The following is a 19,174-nucleotide window of genomic DNA, read 5'->3' as shown; positions in this document are numbered from 1 at the left end:
TTTGACAGGCGGATTTTGCCCGTAATTCTACGAAGCACATAAGAAAAAAATGTGATAAAACTTTCCAGACACAACGCAAACGATTTCACACTATTCTCATTAGGGTCGACAGCAATGATCCCACAGATTTCTCAGGCACCGGGCGTCGTTCAGCTGGTGCTTAATTTTTTGCAGGCACTGGAGCAACAGGGTTTTACAGGTGATACCGCCACCAATTATGCCGACAGGCTGACGATGGCGACCGATAACAGTATTTACCAGCTTCTTCCCGATGCCGTCGTTTTCCCGCGCTCTACCGCCGATGTGGCGCTCATCGCCCGTCTGGCGTCGCAGGAGCGTTTCAGCTCCCTGGTCTTTACCCCGCGCGGCGGCGGGACGGGCACCAACGGGCAGGCGCTGAACCAGGGCATCATCATTGATATGTCCCGCTATATGAACCGCATCATTGAGATCAACCCGGAAGAGGGGTGGGTGCGTGTGGAAGCGGGGGTGATCAAAGATCAGCTGAATCAGTTTTTGAAACCTTACGGCTATTTTTTTGCGCCGGAGCTTTCCACCAGTAACCGCGCGACCATTGGGGGGATGATTAACACCGATGCCTCGGGACAGGGCTCGCTGGTCTACGGCAAAACCTCCGATCACGTTATGGGTGTGCGGGCGGTGCTGCTGGGGGGCGATATTCTTGATACCCAACCGATGCCGGTCGAGCTGGCCGAAACGCTGGCAAAAGAGAGCACCACCAGCGGACGGATTTATCGCACCGTGCTGGAGCGCTGCCGCGAAAATCGCGAACTGATCCTCGACAAATTCCCGAAGCTTAACCGCTTCCTGACGGGCTACGATCTGCGCCATGTCTTCAATGACGATCTGAGTCAGTTCGATCTTACCCGCGTACTGACCGGGTCAGAAGGGACGCTGGCCTTCATCACCGAGGCGCGTCTGGATATCACCCGGTTGCCAAAGGTGCGCCGTCTGGTGAACGTCAAATACAACTCCTTTGACTCCGCGCTGCGTAATGCACCGTTTATGGTGGAGGCGCGGGCGCTGTCGGTGGAAACCGTCGATTCAAAAGTCCTGAACCTGGCCCGGGAAGATATCGTCTGGCATTCGGTGAGCGAACTGATTACCGACGTGCCGGATAAAGAGATGCTCGGCCTGAACATCGTCGAGTTCGCCGGGGATGACGCAGAGCTGATTGAGAGCCAGGTGAGCACGCTCTGCCAGCGTCTGGACGAGCTGATTGCGCAGGGGGAAGGCGGCGTCATTGGCTGGCAGCTGTGTAACGATCTCTCCGGCATCGAGCGAATCTACGCGATGCGTAAAAAGGCGGTGGGGCTGCTCGGCAACGCGAAAGGGGCGGCGAAGCCGATTCCGTTTGCGGAAGATACCTGCGTGCCGCCGGAGCACCTTGCGGATTATATCGTGGAGTTTCGCGCGCTGCTCGACAGCCATGGTCTGAGCTATGGAATGTTCGGGCACGTGGACGCGGGCGTGCTGCACGTGCGCCCGGCGCTGGACATGTGCGATCCGCAGCAGGAGATCCTGATGAAGGCGATCTCCGACGAGGTCGTGGCCCTCACGGCCAAATACGGCGGTTTGTTATGGGGCGAGCACGGCAAAGGATTCCGCGCCGAGTACAGCCCGGCGTTTTTTGGCGAACAACTCTACGCCGAGCTGCGTAAGGTGAAAGCCGCGTTTGATCCCGATAACCGCCTTAACCCGGGAAAAATCTGTCCGCCGGAGGGCGTTGATGCGCCGATGTTGCAGGTGGACGCCGTCAAGCGCGGCACCTATGACCGACAAATTCCGATTGCGGTACGCGCTTCCTGGCGCGGCGCGATGGAGTGCAACGGCAACGGGCTGTGCTTCAACTTCGATGTGAAAAGCCCGATGTGTCCGTCGATGAAAATCACCAGCAACCGCATTCATTCCCCGAAAGGGCGTGCCACGCTGGTGCGCGAATGGCTGCGCCTGCTGGCCGACCGCGGCGTTGACCCGCTCAAGCTGGAACAGGAGCTGCCGGAAAAACGCGCCAGCCTGCGCGGGCTTATCGAACGCACCCGCAACAGCTGGCATGCGAACAAAGGCGAATACGATTTCTCGCATGAGGTGAAAGAGGCGATGTCCGGCTGCCTGGCGTGCAAGGCGTGTTCAACCCAGTGCCCGATTAAAATTGACGTACCGGAGTTCCGTTCCCGCTTCCTCCAGCTGTACCACACGCGTTATCTGCGCCCGATGCGCGATCATCTGGTGGCGACGGTGGAGAGTTACGCGCCGCTGATGGCCCGTGCGCCAAAAACCTTTAACTTCTTTATCAACCAGCCGCTGGTGCGCAAACTGTCTGAAAAACATATCGGCATGGTGGATCTGCCGCTGCTGTCGGTGCCATCGCTCCAGCGTCGGCTGGTGGGGCACCGCTCGGCGAACATGACTCTGGAACAACTGGAAGCATTAAGCCCTGAGCAGAAAGCGAAGGTGGTGCTGGTGGTGCAGGATCCGTTTACCAGCTATTACGATGCGCAGGTGGTGGCCGATTTTGTCCGACTGGCCGAAAAAATCGGCTATCAGCCGGTGGTACTGCCGTTCTCCCCGAACGGCAAGGCGCAGCACATTAAAGGCTTCCTGACCCGCTTTGCGAAAACCGCGCAGAAAACTTCAGATTTCCTGAATCGCGTGGCGCAGCTCGGCATGCCGATGGTGGGCGTCGATCCGGCGCTGGTGCTCTGTTACCGGGATGAATATAAGCAGACGCTTGGCGATAAGCGCGGTGATTTTCAGGTCTTACTGGTGCACGAGTGGCTGCCTGCGGTGCTGACGCAAACACCTTCTCAGGAGGTCAGCGGAGAAGCCTGGTATCTGTTTGGGCACTGCACCGAAGTGACGGCGCTGCCGACGGCGCCTGCCCAGTGGGCTTCTATCTTTGCCCGGTTTGGCGCGAAGCTGGAAAGCGTCAACGTGGGCTGCTGCGGCATGGCCGGAACCTACGGCCATGAAGTCAAAAACCACGCTAATTCGCTCGGCATTTATGAGTTGTCGTGGCATCAGGCGATGCAGCGCCTGCCACGCAACCGCTGTCTGGCGACGGGCTACTCCTGTCGCAGCCAGGTGAAACGGGTGGAAGGTAACGGCGTCCGCCATCCATTGCAGGCTTTACTGGAGATTATCGGATGATCTGGAAACGTGCGGTCACGCTGGAGGCCTTAAATGCCATGGGCGCGGAGAACATGGTCGGTTTGCTGGACATCCGGTTCACGCGCATTGGCGACAACGAACTGGAAGCGACGATGCCGGTAGACAGCCGTACTCATCAACCGTTTGGCCTGCTGCACGGCGGCGCGTCCGTCGTGCTGGCCGAAACGCTGGGGTCGGTGGCGGGCTACCTGTGTACGGAAGGAGAGCAGAAGGTGGTGGGGCTGGAGGTCAATGCCAACCACATCCGCTCCGTTCGCAGCGGGCGCGTGCGCGGCGTCTGCCGGGCGCTGCATGCCGGAAGCCGTCATCAGGTGTGGCAGATTGATATTCTGGACGAGCAGGATCGCCTGTGTTGTTCATCCAGGCTGACGACGGCCGTTGTGTAAAGTTTCCGGATGTCTTGTTTTTGGTCAAAAATTAGCCGCCTGATTGTGATATACTGGTCACGTTTTGAACATAAGCGAGGACATCATGGATACTGAAATAACCCCAACACAGCTGGCAATTGAATATTTACGTCGCGATAAAAGCAATCTGTCTCCCGCGCAGTACCTGAAAAAGCTGAAACAGCTTGAGCTGGAATTTACGGATTTGCTGGCGCTCTCTTCAAACGAACTGAAAGAAGAGATCTACTTTGCCTGGCGGTTGGGCGTTCACGTCCATTAAGCAGTGAAGAAAAGGCCGCAAGCGCGGCCTTTTTTGTGTCTGACAGTCAGTATCTGGCAGGTAGTTTGTTAATTTTAATCAGCCGGCCTTCTTCCATTTCGATGAACCCGCCCGTTTTCAGATCAGCCAGAATACGCATTACGCCGCTGCGGGAAAGCTGGGTTTTATCCCTGATATACCTTTCCGCCGTCACGCTGCGTCGGTAGCTGTCATCTTCCTGCATCAGCAGCACGAGCTGCTGGCGAATCATCTCATACGCGGTTGGCGCGCCTTTCGGCATGACGTTGTGATAAAGGCGGTTATAGACAAACATCAGATGATTAGAAAGCAGCCCCCACAGCGCCTTCTCTTTGATAATTTCAGCCACCCGATCGGTCGTGAGCACACCAATCAGGCAAGGCGTTACCGTTCGAAGGTAGTCGGTAAAATAGATGTCCGTCAGGTTAGCGAGACCAAACAGGGCGGGACTGCGCGCCGTCGAAAGCATCATGTCGTCGCTTCTTCTGTATATGGCGACCGTGCCGTCAAGAATTAAATAACACATGCTCTGCCCGTTAACCTGGAGATCAAGTTGCTCGCCGGGATCGGTTCTATGCGTGGCGCAGTGCGGCTGTAAATGAGAAATCAGTTCCTGAGCATAGGGAGAGCCGCGATGCGATGGTTTATCAGAAGACATAGCGTTAACCTGGAAAGAGATAGTACTCTCTATAGTGTCGCTCTTCTTTTCCACCTTCTCCAGAGATAAATACAGCCTCAGTACTTACGGGGTAAGTGATGGATCTCCACTAGCACGCCACGCTCCATGGTGATGTATTTCCCCGTCCGCAACTCCGCGAGGATCCGCATAATGCCGCTGCGAGATAGATAGGTGCGGCTTTTGATATAGGCCGCGGCGGTAATGTTTTGTCTTATGGCTTCCGGCTCCTGCATCAATTCGACCAGCTGAAAGCGAATAATGTCATAAGCCGACATTTGCGATATCTGAGCGCAATGTTCGTAGACGCGCGATGCGGTATAGATCAGCAGGTTTGAGAAGTGCTCCCATAAATTCTGCTGTGCGACAATACGATTAAAACACGCCAGCGAAACGCTGGCCACCTCTGAAGTTTCCAGCGCTCTGACGTACAGGTGCTCAGAAGAAAACTGGCTGCTCACGCCGAGTATAAATGGCGCGGATTCAGAATTTAAGACGATACCGTCCCCGCGACGGTGCAACGCCACGCTGCCATGTAACAGTAAAAAGCACTGACGGATATCGTCGGAGTAATAATGGATAATTTCCCCTCTGGCAATAATGCCTCTCTCCGCATGCGGCAAAACGTTATCGATTATTTTTTCTATGTGCTTAAAAGGCTTAGCGCCGAGCACCGTTGACTTATCAATTTCTGACTCAGGCGCGAATCGGGTATTCATTTGAGACCTCACTGACTGATGCGATCATTTTTTGATCGGCATAGAGAATTATCTTAAAAAACAGCAGGTCAGGGAATGTTTGCAGCGAGTCTAATTATAGACTTATCTGTTTTTAAGTGTTAATCAATTGAAATTGCAACTTTTTTTATTCAGGTCTAAAAGTAGACTGCGGCCATTATTCTTAAGCTATTTTCGGGTGAATATGTTTTGTATTTGTTAAAAGGGGGTCTACAGCTAGACCTCAAAATTGATTGTATGCGGAAAAAGAGTTGTATAAATTTTGACTCGTCGGAAGGGGTTTTATTTCTGCAACTGAATGTCGGTAATAAATAGAGTAATACGGGATATAAAATTATGAATAAAAAATTGATGATGGCAATGGTAGCAGCAGGTTCTGTACTCACCATGACCAATGCATTCGCAGCGGCCGGTACCGTTAATTTTAACGGAAATATTCTGGATTCTGCCTGCGACGTTGATGTGGCATCCCAGAATCAGGTGGTGGTATTGGGCGATTATTATAAAACGGAATTCCCGACAACCGGGGCGAGAACGGCTGCGACGCAATTTAATATTATTTTGAAAAACTGTCCGGTAACGGTCACCAATGCAAAAGTCCGTTTTGACGGCACGCCGGATTTAACCAACGCCAGCCTGCTGGCGATTGATACGTCCGTGGCGGGGGCGGCCACCGGGGTGGCGATTAACCTGATGACGGCAGATAAAGCCGATCTGCCGCTGCACGGCAGCAACAGCTATATCTACCCACTCAGCAGTACGGCTGATAATACGCTGAACTTCTACGCGCAGTATATCTCCACCGCGGCATCCGTTACCGCGGGCCCGGCTAACTCGGTCGCAAACTTCTCTGTGGTGTACAACTAAGTCAATGGCAGTAATTAGCGGGGGGCCACCCGGCCCCTTGTTTTATGAGGTAAAAAAATGCGTTTTATCACGACAACGGGCCTGGCTATGGCGCTGTTACCGCTGACGTTAACATCCGCCAGTGCAGGCGTAATTATTGGCGGCACCCGTGTTATTTTTGATGGGGCTAAAAAAGAGGCGTCAATAAATATTACGAATCCTGATAACGTTCCTTATTTAATCCAGTCGCGGATAGATGTTCAGGATGAACAATCGGGTAAAGCGCCTTTTATTATCACCCCTCCGCTGTATCGGCTGGACGGCGGGCAAAAAAACCTTGAGCGTATAGTCATGACAGGCTCGCTGCCTCAGGGGCAGGAGAGTTTATTCTGGCTGAACATTAAAGCTATTCCGTCAGCCTCAAAGCAGATGAACTCGCTGCAAATTGCCGTCAAAACGCGCATCAAATTAATTTATCGGCCAGAGACGCTTCGTACGTCTACCCCCGAGGAGCAGGCCAATAAATTAACCTGGCGTCGTGCGGGAAATACGCTTCAGGTTAATAACCCTACGCCGTACGTTATCAATTTCAATGAAATTACGTTGGGTGATAAGAAACTTGACGATGTCACGTACGTGATGCCTTCAGGCTCAGCCCGTTTTCCGTTACCGAATGGAAGCACTGGCAATACGCTGACGTTTAAAGTCATTAACGATTATGGCAGCCCTGGCGAATTACACAGGGCCAGTTTGTGATCCTTCTGCGTTAATGAGGTGCTCGTCATGACAACGGCATTGAATACAATGCAGCCTGCGCGTCTGGCAATATTTATTGCTCTCGCGCTTGCTGGTGTCTCTCCCACGCTGTATGCCAGTGAGACGTTTAATACGGAACTGGTAGAGCTGGATAATCCCGGAATGGGAAAAGCGGATTTATCTGCCTTTGAATCCGGCTCGCAGGCGCCCGGGACATACCACGTTGATATTATTCTTGACGATCGGCTGCTGGAAACGCGGGATATTCGTTTTATGGCAGTGAAGGATGCTAACGGCAGTGAAACGTTGCAGCCGTGCCTGAGTATCGGGCAGTTAAAAGCGTGGGGCGTGAAAACGGCGCTTTTCCCGCAGCTCGCCGCCGGGGAAGGTGAATGTGCCGATCTCAGGGCGATTCCACAGGCCAGCGCGGATTTCCAGTTTGGCGCCCAGCGCCTGGCGATCAGCATCCCACAGGCGGCCATAGACCTGCCAGCGAGAGGTTACGTTCCGCCGGATATGTGGGATGAAGGCATTACCGCGGCCATGCTGAACTACAGCCTGAGCGGGGCGAACAGCCGGGCAAGAAGCGGGGCAGGCACCCGCAGCGACAGCCAGTATGCAAACCTGCGGCCGGGGATCAACGTCGGTCCCTGGCGGTTACGCAACTACACCACCTGGTCCCGCGATGCGTCCGGCCAGGATAAGTGGGATAACGTCTATACCTTGATGCAGCGCGCGATTATTCCCCTGCAAGCCCAGTTTACGCTCGGGGACAGTTCCGCGCCTGCCGATGTCTTTGACAGCATGCCGTTTCGCGGCGTCCAGCTGGCGTCCGACGACGATATGCTGCCGGATTCCCTGAAAGGCTATGCGCCGGTGGTGCGCGGTATTGCGCGAACTAACGCGCAGGTCGTGGTGCGTCAGAATGGCTATCAAATCTACCAAAGCTATGTGGCGCCGGGCGCGTTTGAGATCGCCGATATGTATCCCACCGGCGGCGCGGGCGATCTTGATGTGACGATCGTCGAAGCCGATGGCAGTGAGCAACATTTCACCCTGCCGTACGCTTCGCTGCCGGTCCTGCAACGGGAGGGACGCCTGAAATATGCCCTTACCGCCGGGCAGTATCGCTCGTATAACCGTAGCGTGGAGAAAACCCCCTTCGGGCAACTGACCGGAATTTACGGCCTCCCGCACGGTATTACGCTCTATGGCGGCGTCCAGGGGGCAGATAAGTACCAGTCGGCGGCTCTGGGGGTGGGCAAGAACATGGGCGATCTCGGGGCTGTATCCGCAGACGTCACTCAGGGCTGGTCAACGCCGGAGCATGCCGCGAAAACAAACGGTCAGTCGTGGCGGGCCCGATACAGCAAGAATTTTATCACTACCGGGACCAACTTTTCGATTGCCGGGTATCGCTACTCGACCCGCGGCTATTACGGCATGCAGGACGTCCTCGATTCGTACGGCGACAGCAGCGCGCTTCAGGACAGGCGACGTAACCGTGCCGAGCTGACGATGAGCCAGACGCTGGGGGACAACCTGGGCGCGCTTACCCTCAGTGCGGCGCGGGAAGATTACTGGAATGACGGTAAATCGATGGCGTCTTGGAGCGTCGGCTATAGCAACTACTGGCACAACATCAGCTATGGCCTGACATGGACCTACAGCAAAAATGTCCGCTCAGCGTCAGAGACCCGCGACAGCCAAAAAAACGCTGACCACGACCAGCTTCTGGCGTTCAACGTCAGCATTCCGCTGGATAAATTTTTGCCGCAGACATGGGCTAACTATGGCATGAACGCCAGTAAGCATAACGGGACGACGCATAACGTCGGCCTGAACGGAGTGGCGCTCGAAAACCGTTCCCTGAGCTGGAACGTACAGCAGGGATATGGCACAGAGGGCGTGGGCTATACCGGCAACGTGAACGCGGATTACAAAGGCATCTATGGCGAAGTCACGGCAGGTTATGGTTATGACAAAAACAGTGAACGCCTGAATTACGGGCTGCAAGGCGGCATTCTCGCCCATGCTGATGGCATAACGCTTTCCCAGCCGCTGGGGGAGACCAGCGTCCTAATTAAAGCCCCTGGCGCCCACGACGTGGATATCTGCAATCAGCCCGGTGTACGGACAGATTTTCGCGGATATACGGTCGTGAGCAACCTTTCTGTCTACCGGAAAAACGATCTCACCCTCGACCCGGAAAATATGCCTGACGATGTCGAGCTGGAGATCAACACCCGCACTGTGACGCCGACGCGGGGAGCGGTGGTGAGAGCCGATTATCTGCCGAAGTCAGGTCGCCGGGTGCTGATGACCCTGACCGACAACGATCGCGCCGTTCCGTTTGGGGCGGTGGTCACCCTTGTGGGTGATGACAGCGGCAGTTTTATTGTCGGCGATCGCGGTCAGGTCTATTTAACCGGGATGCGCGAGCAGGGAACGTTAGTCGCCACATGGGGAAGTCAGGCCAGCCAGCAATGCCGCGCTGATTTCACGCTGCCGAATCACTCAACGTACGGTGGGATCGCTGATATGCGCGCCACCTGCCGTCAGGAACGCTAACATGAAATGTCTTAACGCGATGCTGCTGCTCTGTTTGCTCGCGGCGGCAAATATGGCTCGGGCCGGTACCTGCACCACCATTACCCCGCAGCTTTCCACCCTGTCCGTGGGGACGATCAACGTGCAGCGCGATGCGCCTGTCGGCACGGTGGTATTTTCCGGCGCGGCGTCAGCCACAGGCTCCTATCTTACCGGGTGTACGAATCCGCTGATGCTGGGATTCAGCCTGCGCTACAACAGCGCTACGTTGAGCAGTTACGGCAACCATGTTTACAACACGAACGTCAGCGGGATAGGAATACGCTTTTCTTCCAACGGTTATTTTGAAAACCCGAGCAATACGTTCTCGTACAATGCGCAGACCACCTATGTGGACTGGTACGGCGGGAGGATTGAGCTGGTGGTGACGGGTCCGGTCTCATCGGGGGCATTAACGCCGGGTGTGATTGGCGTCGTGACGCTTCAGGGAAGCGACGGCCTCTACCGTGACGGTCTGACCACGCAGCTCACCTCCGGCACCATCAATGCTCTGGCGTGCACGGTGAATACGGCCCAGCTGACGTTTCCGATAGGGGATATTCCCGCTTCGGCGTTCGGCTCCACGGTGGGCACCACGCCAGCGGGAGCACAGAACACGCAAAACCTGGGCCTGACCTGTGCCGCCGGAACCAATATTACGGTCTCGCTCAGTGGAATACAGAATCCGGACAGCGCCAATACCAGCGTGATGGCCTTAACCGGGCAGGGAAATGCCGGCACTGCAAAAGGGGTGGGGGTGCAGCTTATCTATAACGGTGCACCGCTGGTGATGAACAGCCGACTGTTTTTGCGGCAGTCTGCCGGGGGGCAAGAGACATTGCCACTAACGGCCCGATATTACCAGACGTTAACCCGCGTGGAGTCAGGTTCAGCGAATGCCTCCGCCACCCTTAATGTGACCTACCAGTAGCAGGTAAGAAGATGAAAATAAGATGCTGGACACTGCTTTTACTTGCCTTACTCAGCGGGAAGGTATGCTCCGCTGATAGCGTCAACATCGGTGTGACGGGAAATATCGTGGCGTCGCCGTGCATATTTAATGGCGGCAGTAACAGCCTCGATGTCAACCTGGGCAATATTCAGGCAACCAATATGGCGACGCCGGGCTCAACATCGGATCCGGTGCCTTTCAGTCTGCTGTTTACCCAGTGCCCAACGGGAACGCAGAGTGTGACCGTCGCTTTCACCGGCAGCCCCGATCCCGAGGCGGGCGCGGACTATTTTATGAACAGCGGTTCGGCCACGCATGTGGCGATAGCCATGCGCGATGCCCAAACCGGTGCGCTTAAAGGAACAGGCTCCAGCATGACCCAGACCATTGCCGCGGACAGAACCGCGACATTGGCTATGCTGGCCTCGGTAACATCCATGACGGGCGGCGCCACGCCGGGAAGCATCAGTGCGGTTGTTATGATGACGATGCAGTACAACTGAATGCCGGTGATAAGCCTTTTTTAAAGACGTTGGTGTGAACTATGTTAAATATTCTGATTCAGGAAACGGATCTGTTTTTTCAGGCTGGGCTACAGAGCTTTTTCGACGATTTTTTTAAGCATAACTTTCATCGCTCCATTACATTTCACCTGGCGCTGACCAATGAAAACGTCAGCCAGGCCGATATTATTGTTCTTTCATTATGTCAGGGGGAAACGCTGACCTGTTTTCCGGAGTTACTGGCCAGGCAAAAAGGCATTGTGATAGGTCTCGTTGACGATGAGCAGCGCTTTTCGGCGCTGCCTTCCTGCTTTCAGGACATCATTTTTCTCCCGCGCCGGGCGTCGCTTGATCGTATAAGCGGCGTTCTGTTTATTGCGTGGTTCGCAACGCAATTACCGGGTTACACCTGGAATAAAAAGACCTGTTTCGACTGCCAGCATAAAGGTTTATCCCGGCAACAGATTCGTATTATGGTCAATTTTTACCGGGGGCTGTCGGTGGTGCAGACCGCAAACGCGTTGCAGATGAGCGAAAAAACGGTCTTTACCCATAAATATATGATGATGCAGAAATTTAATCTGCGAAGCGATTACGAGCTGATCGTACTGTTGAGAAGGCTGATGGAGAAAAAAAGCCGACCGAACCTGCTTCGCGATTACCTGGAAAATAATTATGCACAACAAATAGCCTGAAACGGCAGCGGATAGCGGGCCGGGCAGCGATAGCCGCCGCCCGGCAATGCATTTAAACGTTAACCGCAGCGATCAACCGCGTCTTCATGGTCTGGTATGAGGAAGCCGCAAAATCCTCCGCCCGGCGCTGGTCCTCGATCGCCTCCAGCTGCACGGCGCAATACTTCGTTTCCGGCGTTCTGGAGATCGGGTCGAGATTATCCTGCGTCAGCTCATTACAGGCGCCAATCCACCACTGGTAGGTCATATAGATTGCTCCCGCATTGATGCGCTCGCTGATGCTGGCGCGGGTGATCACTTTACCCCGGCGTGAACGCACCCAGACCAGCTGGCCCTCGGCAATCCCCCGTTCATCCGCGTCCGCCGGGTTGATCTGCACCCGGCCCGGCTCGTCGGCCAGGCTTTGCAGCGCCGCGCAGTTCCCGGTCATTGAGCGACAGGAGTAGTGACCCACTTCGCGCACCGTGCACAGTACCAGCGGGTAATCCGCATCCGGTATCTCCGCCGGGGCGCGCCAGGGGGCGGCAAATAGCTGGCCTTTGCCAGTGGGGGTGTCGAACTGATTATCCTTGTACAGGTAGGGCGTGCCGGGATGATCGAGGGTTGGGCAGGGCCACTGCACATGGCCCATCTCGCCCATTTTTTCGTAGGTCACGCCGTAGAAGAGGGGGCACAGCTCGCGCATTTCGTCCCAGATCTGCTGGTTATCCTCGTAATGCATAGGATAGCCCATCTCCGTGGCCAGCAGGCTGATGATCTCCCAGTCGCGCTTCACGTTGCCGCTGGCCTCAACGGCTTTGCCGAAACGCTGGAAGCCGCGATCGGCACAGGTGAACACGCCGGCGTGTTCTCCCCATGAGGTGGCAGGGAGCAGCACGTCAGCCACCTCTGCCGTTTTGGTCATAAAGATGTCCTGAACCACCACAAAATCGAGCGCCTCAACGCCGCGGCGGACCAGTCCCAGATCGGCTTCTGTCTGAAGCGGATCTTCCCCCATGATGTAATACGCTTTGATCTTACCTTCCAGCGCGAGATGCGGCACTTCGGTGATACGCGTCCCGACGCGATCGTCCATCCGGTTGACATTGATTTTCCACGCATCGGCAAATTTCAGTCTGACCGCCGGATCAGTGACGTCCTGGTAGCCGGGGAACATATTGGGCAGAACGCCCATATCGCAGGCACCCTGAACGTTATTTTGCCCGCGAACCGGACCCACGCCGACGGCAGGGCGGCCCAGATTGCCGGTCAGCAGCGCCAGGCTGGAGAGACCTTTCACCACATCGACCGCCTGACCAAACTGCGTGACGCCCATTCCCCACATCACCGTCGCTGAAGGCGCCGCCGCGAACATGCGCATTGCCTGACGAACATCCCGCGCGGGGATCCCCGTCAGATGTTCAACCTGCTCGGGGGCGTAATCTTTTACCGTCAGCCGGTACGCCTCAAGCCCTTCGGTAAAGCGGGCAACGTAGTTTTTGTCGTACAGTTCCTCTTCCAGCAGGACATAGCCAAAGGCATTGACCAGCGCCATGTTACTGCCATTTTTTAACTGAAGATGAAGATCGGCAATGCGTGCCGTTTCAATATGACGCGGATCGCAGACGATGATTTTAGCGCCATTTTCACGGGCTTTAAGCACCCGTCGGGCGACGATGGGGTGAGAGTCGGCGCAGTTATAGCCGAATACCAGCAGGCATTTTGAGTTTTCAATATCGTTAATGGAATTGCTCATGGCGCCGTTGCCGAGGGTCTCCTGTAAACCGGCAACGGACGGACCGTGACAGACGCGGGCGCAGCAGTCGACGTTGTTAGTATTCAGCACCGCACGGGCAAATTTTTGCATCACGTAGTTGGTCTCATTGCCCGTTCCCCGCGAGGAACCCGTGGTCATAATGGAGCGAGGGCCGTACTGTTCTTTGATGCTTTTAAGCCTGTGAGCGGTATAGCGAATGGCTTCTTCCCAGGTCACAGGGGTAAAGGCCTCGCCTTTGCTGTAGCGGATCATGGGCTGCGTCAGGCGGGGGGTAAGCAGCCGTGTATCATTAAGAAAGTCCCAGCCGTAGTACCCTTTCAGGCAAAGCGTGCCCTGATTGGTTACGCCATCAGCGGCTTCGGCACGGATAATCCGGTTATTTTCAACGACGAGGTTTAGTTTGCAGCCTGCACCGCAGTAGGGGCAGACGCTGGCGATTTTTTTCATCAATAACAGACCTGTTAAGAAATGAAGCACTGTTTACTGGAAAGCCCAGTCCCTTAGTGGACTAAGCAGGATCCATGCCACATTCAGGGTGCTTGATTAACAGGGTGTTAGGCAAAAGAGGGCGTGTCATCGTCAGTCTGTTCGTCAGAAGTGACGATGACACGCTATCCGCAGGGATGGGAAGAGAGAGGCGTTAAAGATCGTCCATGGTGTAACCGACGACAATTTCCAGCGTCTTGCGGATCACATCCGCCTTAACGACATCGTCGGTGGATTCCAGCGTCTGGATCAGCCAGAGTATGATCGCTTTGTTGGTCAGATGACCTTCGGAAGCAAGAACACAACGAACCGCAGTCGAAAAAATGGCAGACTCTTCAGCAAAGCGATCGCCTGCGTGACGGAAATACTCCGACAACGCGCTATCTAAAAAGGCGGAGTGGTATTCGGGTTGAAGCTGAATATTTTGTCTCATTTGTTCTCACCGTAGCTGTAAAGTTGTAGTCAATGTATCTTTTTGGGATCGGACGGTTTTCCATTTCCAAATAACGGCACTACATTGTCTCGGTTATTTTTGAGAGATCCCTCTCTCGATATTCGTCCTTGTGCGGTTCTGCGACCTTTAAAAGCGACCGTGCCAGAGCTGATTTCAGCTATCACTCGCGCTAATGTCTCCCGCCGCTGGGGATCCTTTTCATATGCTTGCATGTTACGCAGACGCTGAATCAATCCCTCGGTCGTCACGGGACCGCGCTCCTTCAAAAGTGAAAGAGCGGCTTCTCCAATAAGCTGGTCGATCAGTCTGTCCGCATCACTGCTCTTCATAACATTAACGTTCGAAGAGCAGGCCAAGAAGCATGTGATAATGATGTTCCTCTTCCGGGCCATTGGCCTTTTCAAGGCGACTTAATAGTTTTGTGCAGAGCGATTTGCGATTCAGATTCCGCCCGTCGCTAAGGATTTCAACAACAACCTGACCCAATGTTTCCTGTTGAGTAGGAAGCGCGGCTTTTTCGAAGTACTGCGCAATTGCTGTTGCTGAGTCTGCGAAGTGTCCGTTCTGCTGCATGTTTCGCTCCTGTAAATTTTCGTAATCAGTAACGTTACATTTAAGGTATACATAATTTTCAAATCTGTACATTGAAAATGTACAATTTTTTAAATATTTTATAATATATTTAATAAAGTATTTATTTATCATATAGTTATATGTATGCAGTTTACTGCGGGATTCACAAGATATATTGTACAATTCGAAATGGCGTCGCAGAGTTGTACATGCCAGGAAAAGGCGCAAAGAAGCCGTGTAAATCGTTGAGTTGTAAATTATTTGTTGGGCAATTAATGTGCTATAACAGAGTTCTCCCCACGTGTTTTCGTGGTCACCCCCTCAATCTTCAGGATTAGCATGCTCACAACCATCATTTACCGCAGTCATATCTGCGAGGACGTTCCAGTGAAAGCGCTGGAAGACATGGTCGCTGCTGCAAATTGTAGAAATCGCCAGTTCGATGTGACGGGGATTTTGCTGTTTAACGGCACACATTTTTTTCAGTTACTTGAAGGGCCCGCTGAGAACGTTAAGGAGATCTATGAGCTCATCTGCCGTGACCCACGGCATCACAACGTGGTCGAGTTGTTAAGCGATCACGGGCCTTCAAGACGTTTTGGCAACGTGGGTATGGAGCTCTTTGACCTTCGTCAGTACGACACCGACGAAGTGCTGCAACAGGTACTCGATAAAGGTACAACCCGCTATCAGCTGACCTATAACGATCGCGCCCTGCAATTTTTCCGCACCTTCGTTGAGGCCACTGAAAAAGCCAACTACTTTGAGCTGCCTCCGGCTGACGCCTGGGAATTTGTCACCGAAAATACGCCGTTATCCTCCCAGCCAACGGTTGTGGCAAAGGGTGCGGACTGTAGTTTCGCATTTCAACCTATCGTCGATCCGTTTATGCAGCAGGTGGTTTCCTGGGAAGCCCTGATCCGCACGCCGTCCGGTGACTCCCCGGAAAGCTACTTTGCCAATCTGTCGCGTGAGGCGCTGTACGAATCGGATCTGAAGAGTAAGCAGGTGGCTTTGTCGATGGCCAGCGCGCTGGGCCTACAGACTCAAACGTTGTCCATTAATCTGCTGCCGATGACGCTGGTCAATGTTCCTGGCGCCGTCGATTTTTTACTGACGGCAATTGAGGCGAACGGTTTTGTGCCGGAGCAAATTGTGGTCGAGTTCACCGAGAGCGAGGCGATCTCGCGCTTTGAAGAGTTCACCAGCGCGGTCAGACAGCTTAAAAGCGCCGGGATCAGCGTGGCTATCGATCACTTTGGCGCGGGATTTGCCGGTCTGCAACTGCTGGCTCAGTTCCAGCCGGACAGAATCAAGATCAACCGTGACTTGATTGCCAACGTGCACAAGAGCGGCCCGCGTCAGGCGATCATTCAGTCAATTATTAAATGCTGCGCCTCCCTGGAAATTCTGTTCTGTGCGGTAGGCGTAGAGCTGGCTGAAGAGTGGATGTGGCTGGAATCTGCCGGGATTTCTCAGTTCCAGGGACACCTTTTCGCCAGCCCGCGTCTGGGGGGCATTCCGGCGATTGCCTGGCCCGAGAAAAAGTACGATTTATAAAAACCTGTACGTAACTCTTCAAAGTGACCTGTACGTACGGCTAAATTTATACAACAATACATTAACGAGTGAGTGGTTCTTTGAGCCATTCACTTGTCTCAGAATGAGGAGTTAGTTATACAAATGATTTGTACAATCTGATAAGGTTGGTTTGGTTAGGTATGGAAGTATTGTGCGTGAGGGAGTTAATGGCCTATTACAGTATCGGCGAAGTGGCCGAACGATGCGGTATCAACCCCGTTACGCTGCGTGCCTGGCAGCGCCGTTATGGATTGTTGAAGCCGCAGCGAAGCGAAGGGGGTCATCGTCAGTTTGACGATGAAGATATCCTGCGTATCGAAGAGATCAAACGCCTGATGAAAACGGGTGTTTCGGTCGGTAAAGTAAAAGCGCTTCTTGAAAATACAGAAGTGATGACTCAGGGGAACTGGGCATCGTTTCAGGAAGAGATGTTAACCGTTCTGCGCTATGCCAATCCGGCAAAACTGCGCGCCAAAATCGGCGAGTTCCGCCGTGACCATGCGATGGATGTTCTGATAGATAACATCATCACCCCTGTGCGGCAGCGAATGAACCAGGACCAGAATACGGTGCGTCACATGGCAAGCCTGCTCGACGGTGTCCTGATTGAGTTTGCCGTTGCAAGCCTGGGTGAGTCGCGAAAAAAAGCAGGTAAAGATGCGCTGCTGGTCGGGTGGGAGTGCGACGACCGTACGCATTTGTGGCTGGAAGCGGCCCGTCTTGCCTATAAGGGCTGGCATATCGACGTGCTGGCTGAGCCGATTGATTCTCCACGTCCGGAACTCTTTCCCGGGCAAAAAATTTTCGTCTGGACAGGTAAAGCACCTACGCCTCGTCAACAGGAGCAACTCGACCACTGGCGTGAACAGGGTTTCGCCGTTTCGTTCCATCACTGATGTTAAGGGGGCCGACGGTAAACCGCCAGCGCGGGATTTTTGCTTTCTGGCGATACGACAGGGGTATTCGCAAAGATGCATTGCATCAGTACCCCTGTCATATCGTCGATCATTTGTCGCCAGCAACATTTCTCGTGTACTGTGCAGCTGTAACTGATTGCACTTTCCACGCCCCGTTTTCTTTGACCATGCAGTCAACGACAACATGCTCCTGTTTCTTGCCGAACGCGATGTAAACGTTCACGCAAACCGGATCGGAATCTACAGCGATGGCGGCGACATTCGCTGACCAGTCATCACGAATATCCTGGGCCTTTAAAAACAAATCAGCGTCGTAAAATACGTCACTTTCTTCTCCGTATCCTGGATCCTGCGTATGCCGCAGTTTTTTCATCGTTGACGCTGTGACGAATTTATCGATCTCGTTCCCGTCCAATATTGGGTAAATGTCCTTTGCTATCTGACTGACATACCAGTTATTGAACTTCACGGCCTGCTCAGCAGGGCCGAGTGGTTTCGCATTAGCTACAGCAGACACCATGCAGAGTAAAAGTAATATTTTCTTCATTACGGATGCCTGTAAATTGTGATTTTTGGCTGAATTTTTCGGTACGTCGGGCCAGGGTAGAGTGTTCTTTGTTTGAAATCGGAATACCAGGTTCCGGATCCGTCATAAATGCATGCGTGCCCGTGCTGATTCTCACCGGGTAGCGCATCAATAACAGCAACATCACCTTCCAGAAGGGTTCCGTATGCTTTTTTGAAGCCCGCCTTTTCGAGAGAACGCCAAAAGTCTTTGGCGTCAGCACCTTCAATTTTCAACCCGCCTGCACGTATCGCGACAGCTACCGCGCGGGCGCAATAACCACCACTTTCATGATGGGCATGGCTGCGAGCATATGAAACAGCCTCATGTTTATTCCATGACATAAAATTTCCTTATCAGCTGAATGGTTAACAAGGGAAACATTACGCCGAAAAGTGAAGAGTTTATGTAATTAATCATGATCGGAATTTAACCACTATCAGACTGATAAATAATGGTTAACTCATCCATCAAACGTCTTTATGCGCGCCCAGATAAGGCAAAAAAAGGATGAACAAGAACCTGGCTTAAGGGGGAGGCATACGTAAAAAATGTATAGGGTGCCTGGACGTACTTTGGCTATCTTAAAAATAGGTATTTCCAATACAATTTTTATCATTGCCCGCCGCCTTACCGCCTTTCTCATGAAATGCATTATTTATCAATGCATTGAACAAATCTAACCATCCCATCCGCATCCCGTCACAGGGTCTATGCTTAATGAAAGTAGCCAAAAAGGGCGGTTTAGCCCAAAGCCCCTGCTCGCAGGGGGTTGAAGTGATAATCGTTATCACTAACATGGTGTTATGCCCTGGTGGCTTATCAGATGAGGTGGACCTATGGAACTGCATTCAGAAACCTTCAATCCGGCCGACTTTGCCTGGCGTGGCTTAACGCTGACGCCCGCGGCGGCGGCGCATATTCATGAGCTGGTGGCAAAAAATCCCGACATCCTCGGCGTACGCTTAGGCGTTAAGCAGACTGGCTGCGCGGGATTTGGCTACGTGCTGGACACCGTAACCGAACCTGAAAAGGACGATCTGGTCTTTGAAACCGACGGTGCAAAGTTATACGTCGCGCTACAGGCGATGCCGTTTATCGATGGAACCGAAGTCGACTACGTTCGGGAAGGTTTAAACCAGTTATTCAAATTTCATAACCCGAAAGCCCAGAACGAATGCGGCTGCGGCGAAAGCTTTGGGGTATAGGCGG

At 53.5% G+C, this 19,174-nt stretch carries 20 protein-coding genes; 12 read left to right on the top strand and 8 right to left on the bottom strand.

The genetic code is table 11. The features are described from left to right. Positions 1-114: 114 nt before the first annotated feature. The 3 genes from ydiJ to ACOTW6_RS05490 all read left to right on the top strand — a co-directional run bounded on the left by ydiJ (position 115) and on the right by ACOTW6_RS05490 (position 3,858). Positions 115-3,171 carry a D-2-hydroxyglutarate dehydrogenase YdiJ gene (gene ydiJ / locus ACOTW6_RS05500; RefSeq protein WP_213788654.1) on the top strand — a complete coding sequence of 1,019 codons (3,057 nt, stop codon included), beginning with the start codon at positions 115-117 and terminating at the stop codon, positions 3,169-3,171. Then, a complete protein-coding gene (gene menI, locus ACOTW6_RS05495; RefSeq protein WP_213788655.1) occupies positions 3,168-3,578 on the top strand; it encodes a 1,4-dihydroxy-2-naphthoyl-CoA hydrolase in 411 nt (136 codons plus the stop codon). Before ydiJ ends, menI begins: the two co-directional genes overlap by 4 nt. Positions 3,579-3,663: 85 nt before the next feature. After that, entirely contained in the window at positions 3,664-3,858 is a 195-nt protein-coding gene (locus ACOTW6_RS05490) for a YdiH family protein (protein WP_003857766.1), read from the top strand. A 46-nt stretch (positions 3,859-3,904) separates the two neighbouring features. Here the strand turns inward: ACOTW6_RS05490 and ACOTW6_RS05485 are convergent, their stop codons facing one another. Both ACOTW6_RS05485 and ACOTW6_RS05480 read right to left on the bottom strand, forming a co-directional pair. Next, the gene (locus tag ACOTW6_RS05485) at positions 3,905-4,534 is read right to left on the bottom strand and encodes a helix-turn-helix domain-containing protein (protein WP_062939119.1); all 630 of its coding nucleotides are present in this window, start codon (positions 4,532-4,534) and stop codon (positions 3,905-3,907) included. A 77-nt stretch (positions 4,535-4,611) separates the two neighbouring features. Further along, positions 4,612-5,271: a winged helix-turn-helix transcriptional regulator gene (locus ACOTW6_RS05480; protein ID WP_213788656.1), complete on the bottom strand. Its 660-nt coding sequence runs from the start codon at positions 5,269-5,271 to the stop codon at positions 4,612-4,614. Positions 5,272-5,625: 354 nt separating this feature from the next. Between ACOTW6_RS05480 and ACOTW6_RS05475 the strand changes: the two genes are divergently transcribed. From ACOTW6_RS05475 to ACOTW6_RS05450, 6 genes are read left to right on the top strand one after another with little or no spacing between them, the layout of a single operon-like run. Next, complete coding sequence (locus ACOTW6_RS05475) at positions 5,626-6,156, top strand: fimbrial protein (RefSeq protein ID WP_045347448.1); 531 nt, start codon at positions 5,626-5,628, stop codon at positions 6,154-6,156. A gap of 57 nt (positions 6,157-6,213) precedes the next feature. Further along, positions 6,214-6,891: a fimbrial biogenesis chaperone gene (locus tag ACOTW6_RS05470; protein ID WP_213788657.1), complete on the top strand. Its 678-nt coding sequence runs from the start codon at positions 6,214-6,216 to the stop codon at positions 6,889-6,891. A 27-nt stretch (positions 6,892-6,918) separates the two neighbouring features. Next, on the top strand, positions 6,919-9,462 hold the full coding sequence (locus tag ACOTW6_RS05465; RefSeq protein ID WP_213788658.1) for a fimbria/pilus outer membrane usher protein: 2,544 nt from the start codon (positions 6,919-6,921) through the stop codon (positions 9,460-9,462). 1 nt (position 9,463) lies between these two features. Next, the gene (locus tag ACOTW6_RS05460; protein ID WP_213788659.1) at positions 9,464-10,411 is read left to right on the top strand and encodes a fimbrial protein; all 948 of its coding nucleotides are present in this window, start codon (positions 9,464-9,466) and stop codon (positions 10,409-10,411) included. Positions 10,412-10,422: 11 nt separating this feature from the next. Then, positions 10,423-10,935: a fimbrial protein gene (locus ACOTW6_RS05455; protein WP_062932575.1), complete on the top strand. Its 513-nt coding sequence runs from the start codon at positions 10,423-10,425 to the stop codon at positions 10,933-10,935. A gap of 41 nt (positions 10,936-10,976) precedes the next feature. Further along, positions 10,977-11,630, top strand: coding sequence for a helix-turn-helix transcriptional regulator (locus tag ACOTW6_RS05450; protein WP_062932576.1), 654 nt, complete (start codon positions 10,977-10,979; stop codon positions 11,628-11,630). 52 nt (positions 11,631-11,682) lie between these two features. Here the strand turns inward: ACOTW6_RS05450 and fdhF are convergent, their stop codons facing one another. The 4 genes from fdhF to ycgZ all read right to left on the bottom strand — a co-directional run bounded on the left by fdhF (position 11,683) and on the right by ycgZ (position 14,899). After that, on the bottom strand, positions 11,683-13,833 hold the full coding sequence (gene fdhF, locus ACOTW6_RS05445) for a formate dehydrogenase subunit alpha (RefSeq protein ID WP_213788660.1): 2,151 nt from the start codon (positions 13,831-13,833) through the stop codon (positions 11,683-11,685). Positions 13,834-14,026: 193 nt separating this feature from the next. Beyond that, on the bottom strand, positions 14,027-14,305 hold the full coding sequence (locus ACOTW6_RS05440) for a biofilm/acid-resistance regulator YmgB/AriR (protein WP_003857748.1): 279 nt from the start codon (positions 14,303-14,305) through the stop codon (positions 14,027-14,029). A 29-nt stretch (positions 14,306-14,334) separates the two neighbouring features. Beyond that, positions 14,335-14,655, bottom strand: a complete 321-nt coding sequence (locus ACOTW6_RS05435) for a hypothetical protein (protein WP_062932578.1) — start codon at positions 14,653-14,655, stop codon at positions 14,335-14,337. A gap of 4 nt (positions 14,656-14,659) precedes the next feature. After that, positions 14,660-14,899 carry a regulatory protein YcgZ gene (gene ycgZ / locus ACOTW6_RS05430; RefSeq protein ID WP_045349022.1) on the bottom strand — a complete coding sequence of 80 codons (240 nt, stop codon included), beginning with the start codon at positions 14,897-14,899 and terminating at the stop codon, positions 14,660-14,662. A gap of 339 nt (positions 14,900-15,238) precedes the next feature. Here ycgZ and ACOTW6_RS05425 point away from each other — a divergent pair, with 339 nt between their 5' ends. Continuing rightward, entirely contained in the window at positions 15,239-16,459 is a 1,221-nt protein-coding gene (locus ACOTW6_RS05425; protein ID WP_045349020.1) for a diguanylate phosphodiesterase, read from the top strand. Positions 16,460-16,647: 188 nt separating this feature from the next. Further along, on the top strand, positions 16,648-17,376 hold the full coding sequence (locus tag ACOTW6_RS05420) for a MerR family transcriptional regulator (RefSeq protein WP_047051440.1): 729 nt from the start codon (positions 16,648-16,650) through the stop codon (positions 17,374-17,376). Positions 17,377-17,485: 109 nt separating this feature from the next. Here the strand turns inward: ACOTW6_RS05420 and ACOTW6_RS05415 are convergent, their stop codons facing one another. Beyond that, complete coding sequence (locus ACOTW6_RS05415) at positions 17,486-17,944, bottom strand: DUF3828 domain-containing protein (RefSeq protein WP_213788661.1); 459 nt, start codon at positions 17,942-17,944, stop codon at positions 17,486-17,488. Then, entirely contained in the window at positions 17,944-18,306 is a 363-nt protein-coding gene (locus ACOTW6_RS05410) for a hypothetical protein (protein ID WP_047051437.1), read from the bottom strand. Before ACOTW6_RS05410 ends, ACOTW6_RS05415 begins: the two co-directional genes overlap by 1 nt. 495 nt (positions 18,307-18,801) lie before the next feature. Here ACOTW6_RS05410 and sufA point away from each other — a divergent pair, with 495 nt between their 5' ends. Then, complete coding sequence (gene sufA, locus ACOTW6_RS05405) at positions 18,802-19,170, top strand: Fe-S cluster assembly scaffold SufA (RefSeq protein ID WP_003857741.1); 369 nt, start codon at positions 18,802-18,804, stop codon at positions 19,168-19,170. Positions 19,171-19,174 lie beyond the last annotated feature (4 nt).

This window comes from Enterobacter cloacae complex sp. IR5403 (assembly GCF_049238705.1).
Taxonomy (GTDB): Bacteria; Pseudomonadota; Gammaproteobacteria; order Enterobacterales; family Enterobacteriaceae; genus Enterobacter; species Enterobacter hormaechei_C.
This window is presented reverse-complemented; position numbering and strand designations above follow the sequence as displayed.

Excerpts from the sequence above, each read along its gene's own strand:
- ydiJ (WP_213788654.1), top strand. The coding sequence starts at position 115 with ATGATCCCACAGATTTCTCAGGCACCGGGCGTCGTTCAGCTGGTGCTT.
- menI (WP_213788655.1), top strand. The coding sequence starts at position 3,168 with ATGATCTGGAAACGTGCGGTCACGCTGGAGGCCTTAAATGCCATGGGC.
- ACOTW6_RS05490 (WP_003857766.1), top strand. The coding sequence starts at position 3,664 with ATGGATACTGAAATAACCCCAACACAGCTGGCAATTGAATATTTACGT.
- ACOTW6_RS05485 (WP_062939119.1), bottom strand. The coding sequence starts at position 4,534 with ATGTCTTCTGATAAACCATCGCATCGCGGCTCTCCCTATGCTCAGGAA.
- ACOTW6_RS05480 (WP_213788656.1), bottom strand. The coding sequence starts at position 5,271 with ATGAATACCCGATTCGCGCCTGAGTCAGAAATTGATAAGTCAACGGTG.
- ACOTW6_RS05475 (WP_045347448.1), top strand. The coding sequence starts at position 5,626 with ATGAATAAAAAATTGATGATGGCAATGGTAGCAGCAGGTTCTGTACTC.
- ACOTW6_RS05470 (WP_213788657.1), top strand. The coding sequence starts at position 6,214 with ATGCGTTTTATCACGACAACGGGCCTGGCTATGGCGCTGTTACCGCTG.
- ACOTW6_RS05465 (WP_213788658.1), top strand. The coding sequence starts at position 6,919 with ATGACAACGGCATTGAATACAATGCAGCCTGCGCGTCTGGCAATATTT.
- ACOTW6_RS05460 (WP_213788659.1), top strand. The coding sequence starts at position 9,464 with ATGAAATGTCTTAACGCGATGCTGCTGCTCTGTTTGCTCGCGGCGGCA.
- ACOTW6_RS05455 (WP_062932575.1), top strand. The coding sequence starts at position 10,423 with ATGAAAATAAGATGCTGGACACTGCTTTTACTTGCCTTACTCAGCGGG.
- ACOTW6_RS05450 (WP_062932576.1), top strand. The coding sequence starts at position 10,977 with ATGTTAAATATTCTGATTCAGGAAACGGATCTGTTTTTTCAGGCTGGG.
- fdhF (WP_213788660.1), bottom strand. The coding sequence starts at position 13,833 with ATGAAAAAAATCGCCAGCGTCTGCCCCTACTGCGGTGCAGGCTGCAAA.
- ACOTW6_RS05440 (WP_003857748.1), bottom strand. The coding sequence starts at position 14,305 with ATGAGACAAAATATTCAGCTTCAACCCGAATACCACTCCGCCTTTTTA.
- ACOTW6_RS05435 (WP_062932578.1), bottom strand. The coding sequence starts at position 14,655 with ATGAAGAGCAGTGATGCGGACAGACTGATCGACCAGCTTATTGGAGAA.
- ycgZ (WP_045349022.1), bottom strand. The coding sequence starts at position 14,899 with ATGCAGCAGAACGGACACTTCGCAGACTCAGCAACAGCAATTGCGCAG.
- ACOTW6_RS05425 (WP_045349020.1), top strand. The coding sequence starts at position 15,239 with ATGCTCACAACCATCATTTACCGCAGTCATATCTGCGAGGACGTTCCA.
- ACOTW6_RS05420 (WP_047051440.1), top strand. The coding sequence starts at position 16,648 with ATGGCCTATTACAGTATCGGCGAAGTGGCCGAACGATGCGGTATCAAC.
- ACOTW6_RS05415 (WP_213788661.1), bottom strand. The coding sequence starts at position 17,944 with ATGAAGAAAATATTACTTTTACTCTGCATGGTGTCTGCTGTAGCTAAT.
- ACOTW6_RS05410 (WP_047051437.1), bottom strand. The coding sequence starts at position 18,306 with ATGTCATGGAATAAACATGAGGCTGTTTCATATGCTCGCAGCCATGCC.
- sufA (WP_003857741.1), top strand. The coding sequence starts at position 18,802 with ATGGAACTGCATTCAGAAACCTTCAATCCGGCCGACTTTGCCTGGCGT.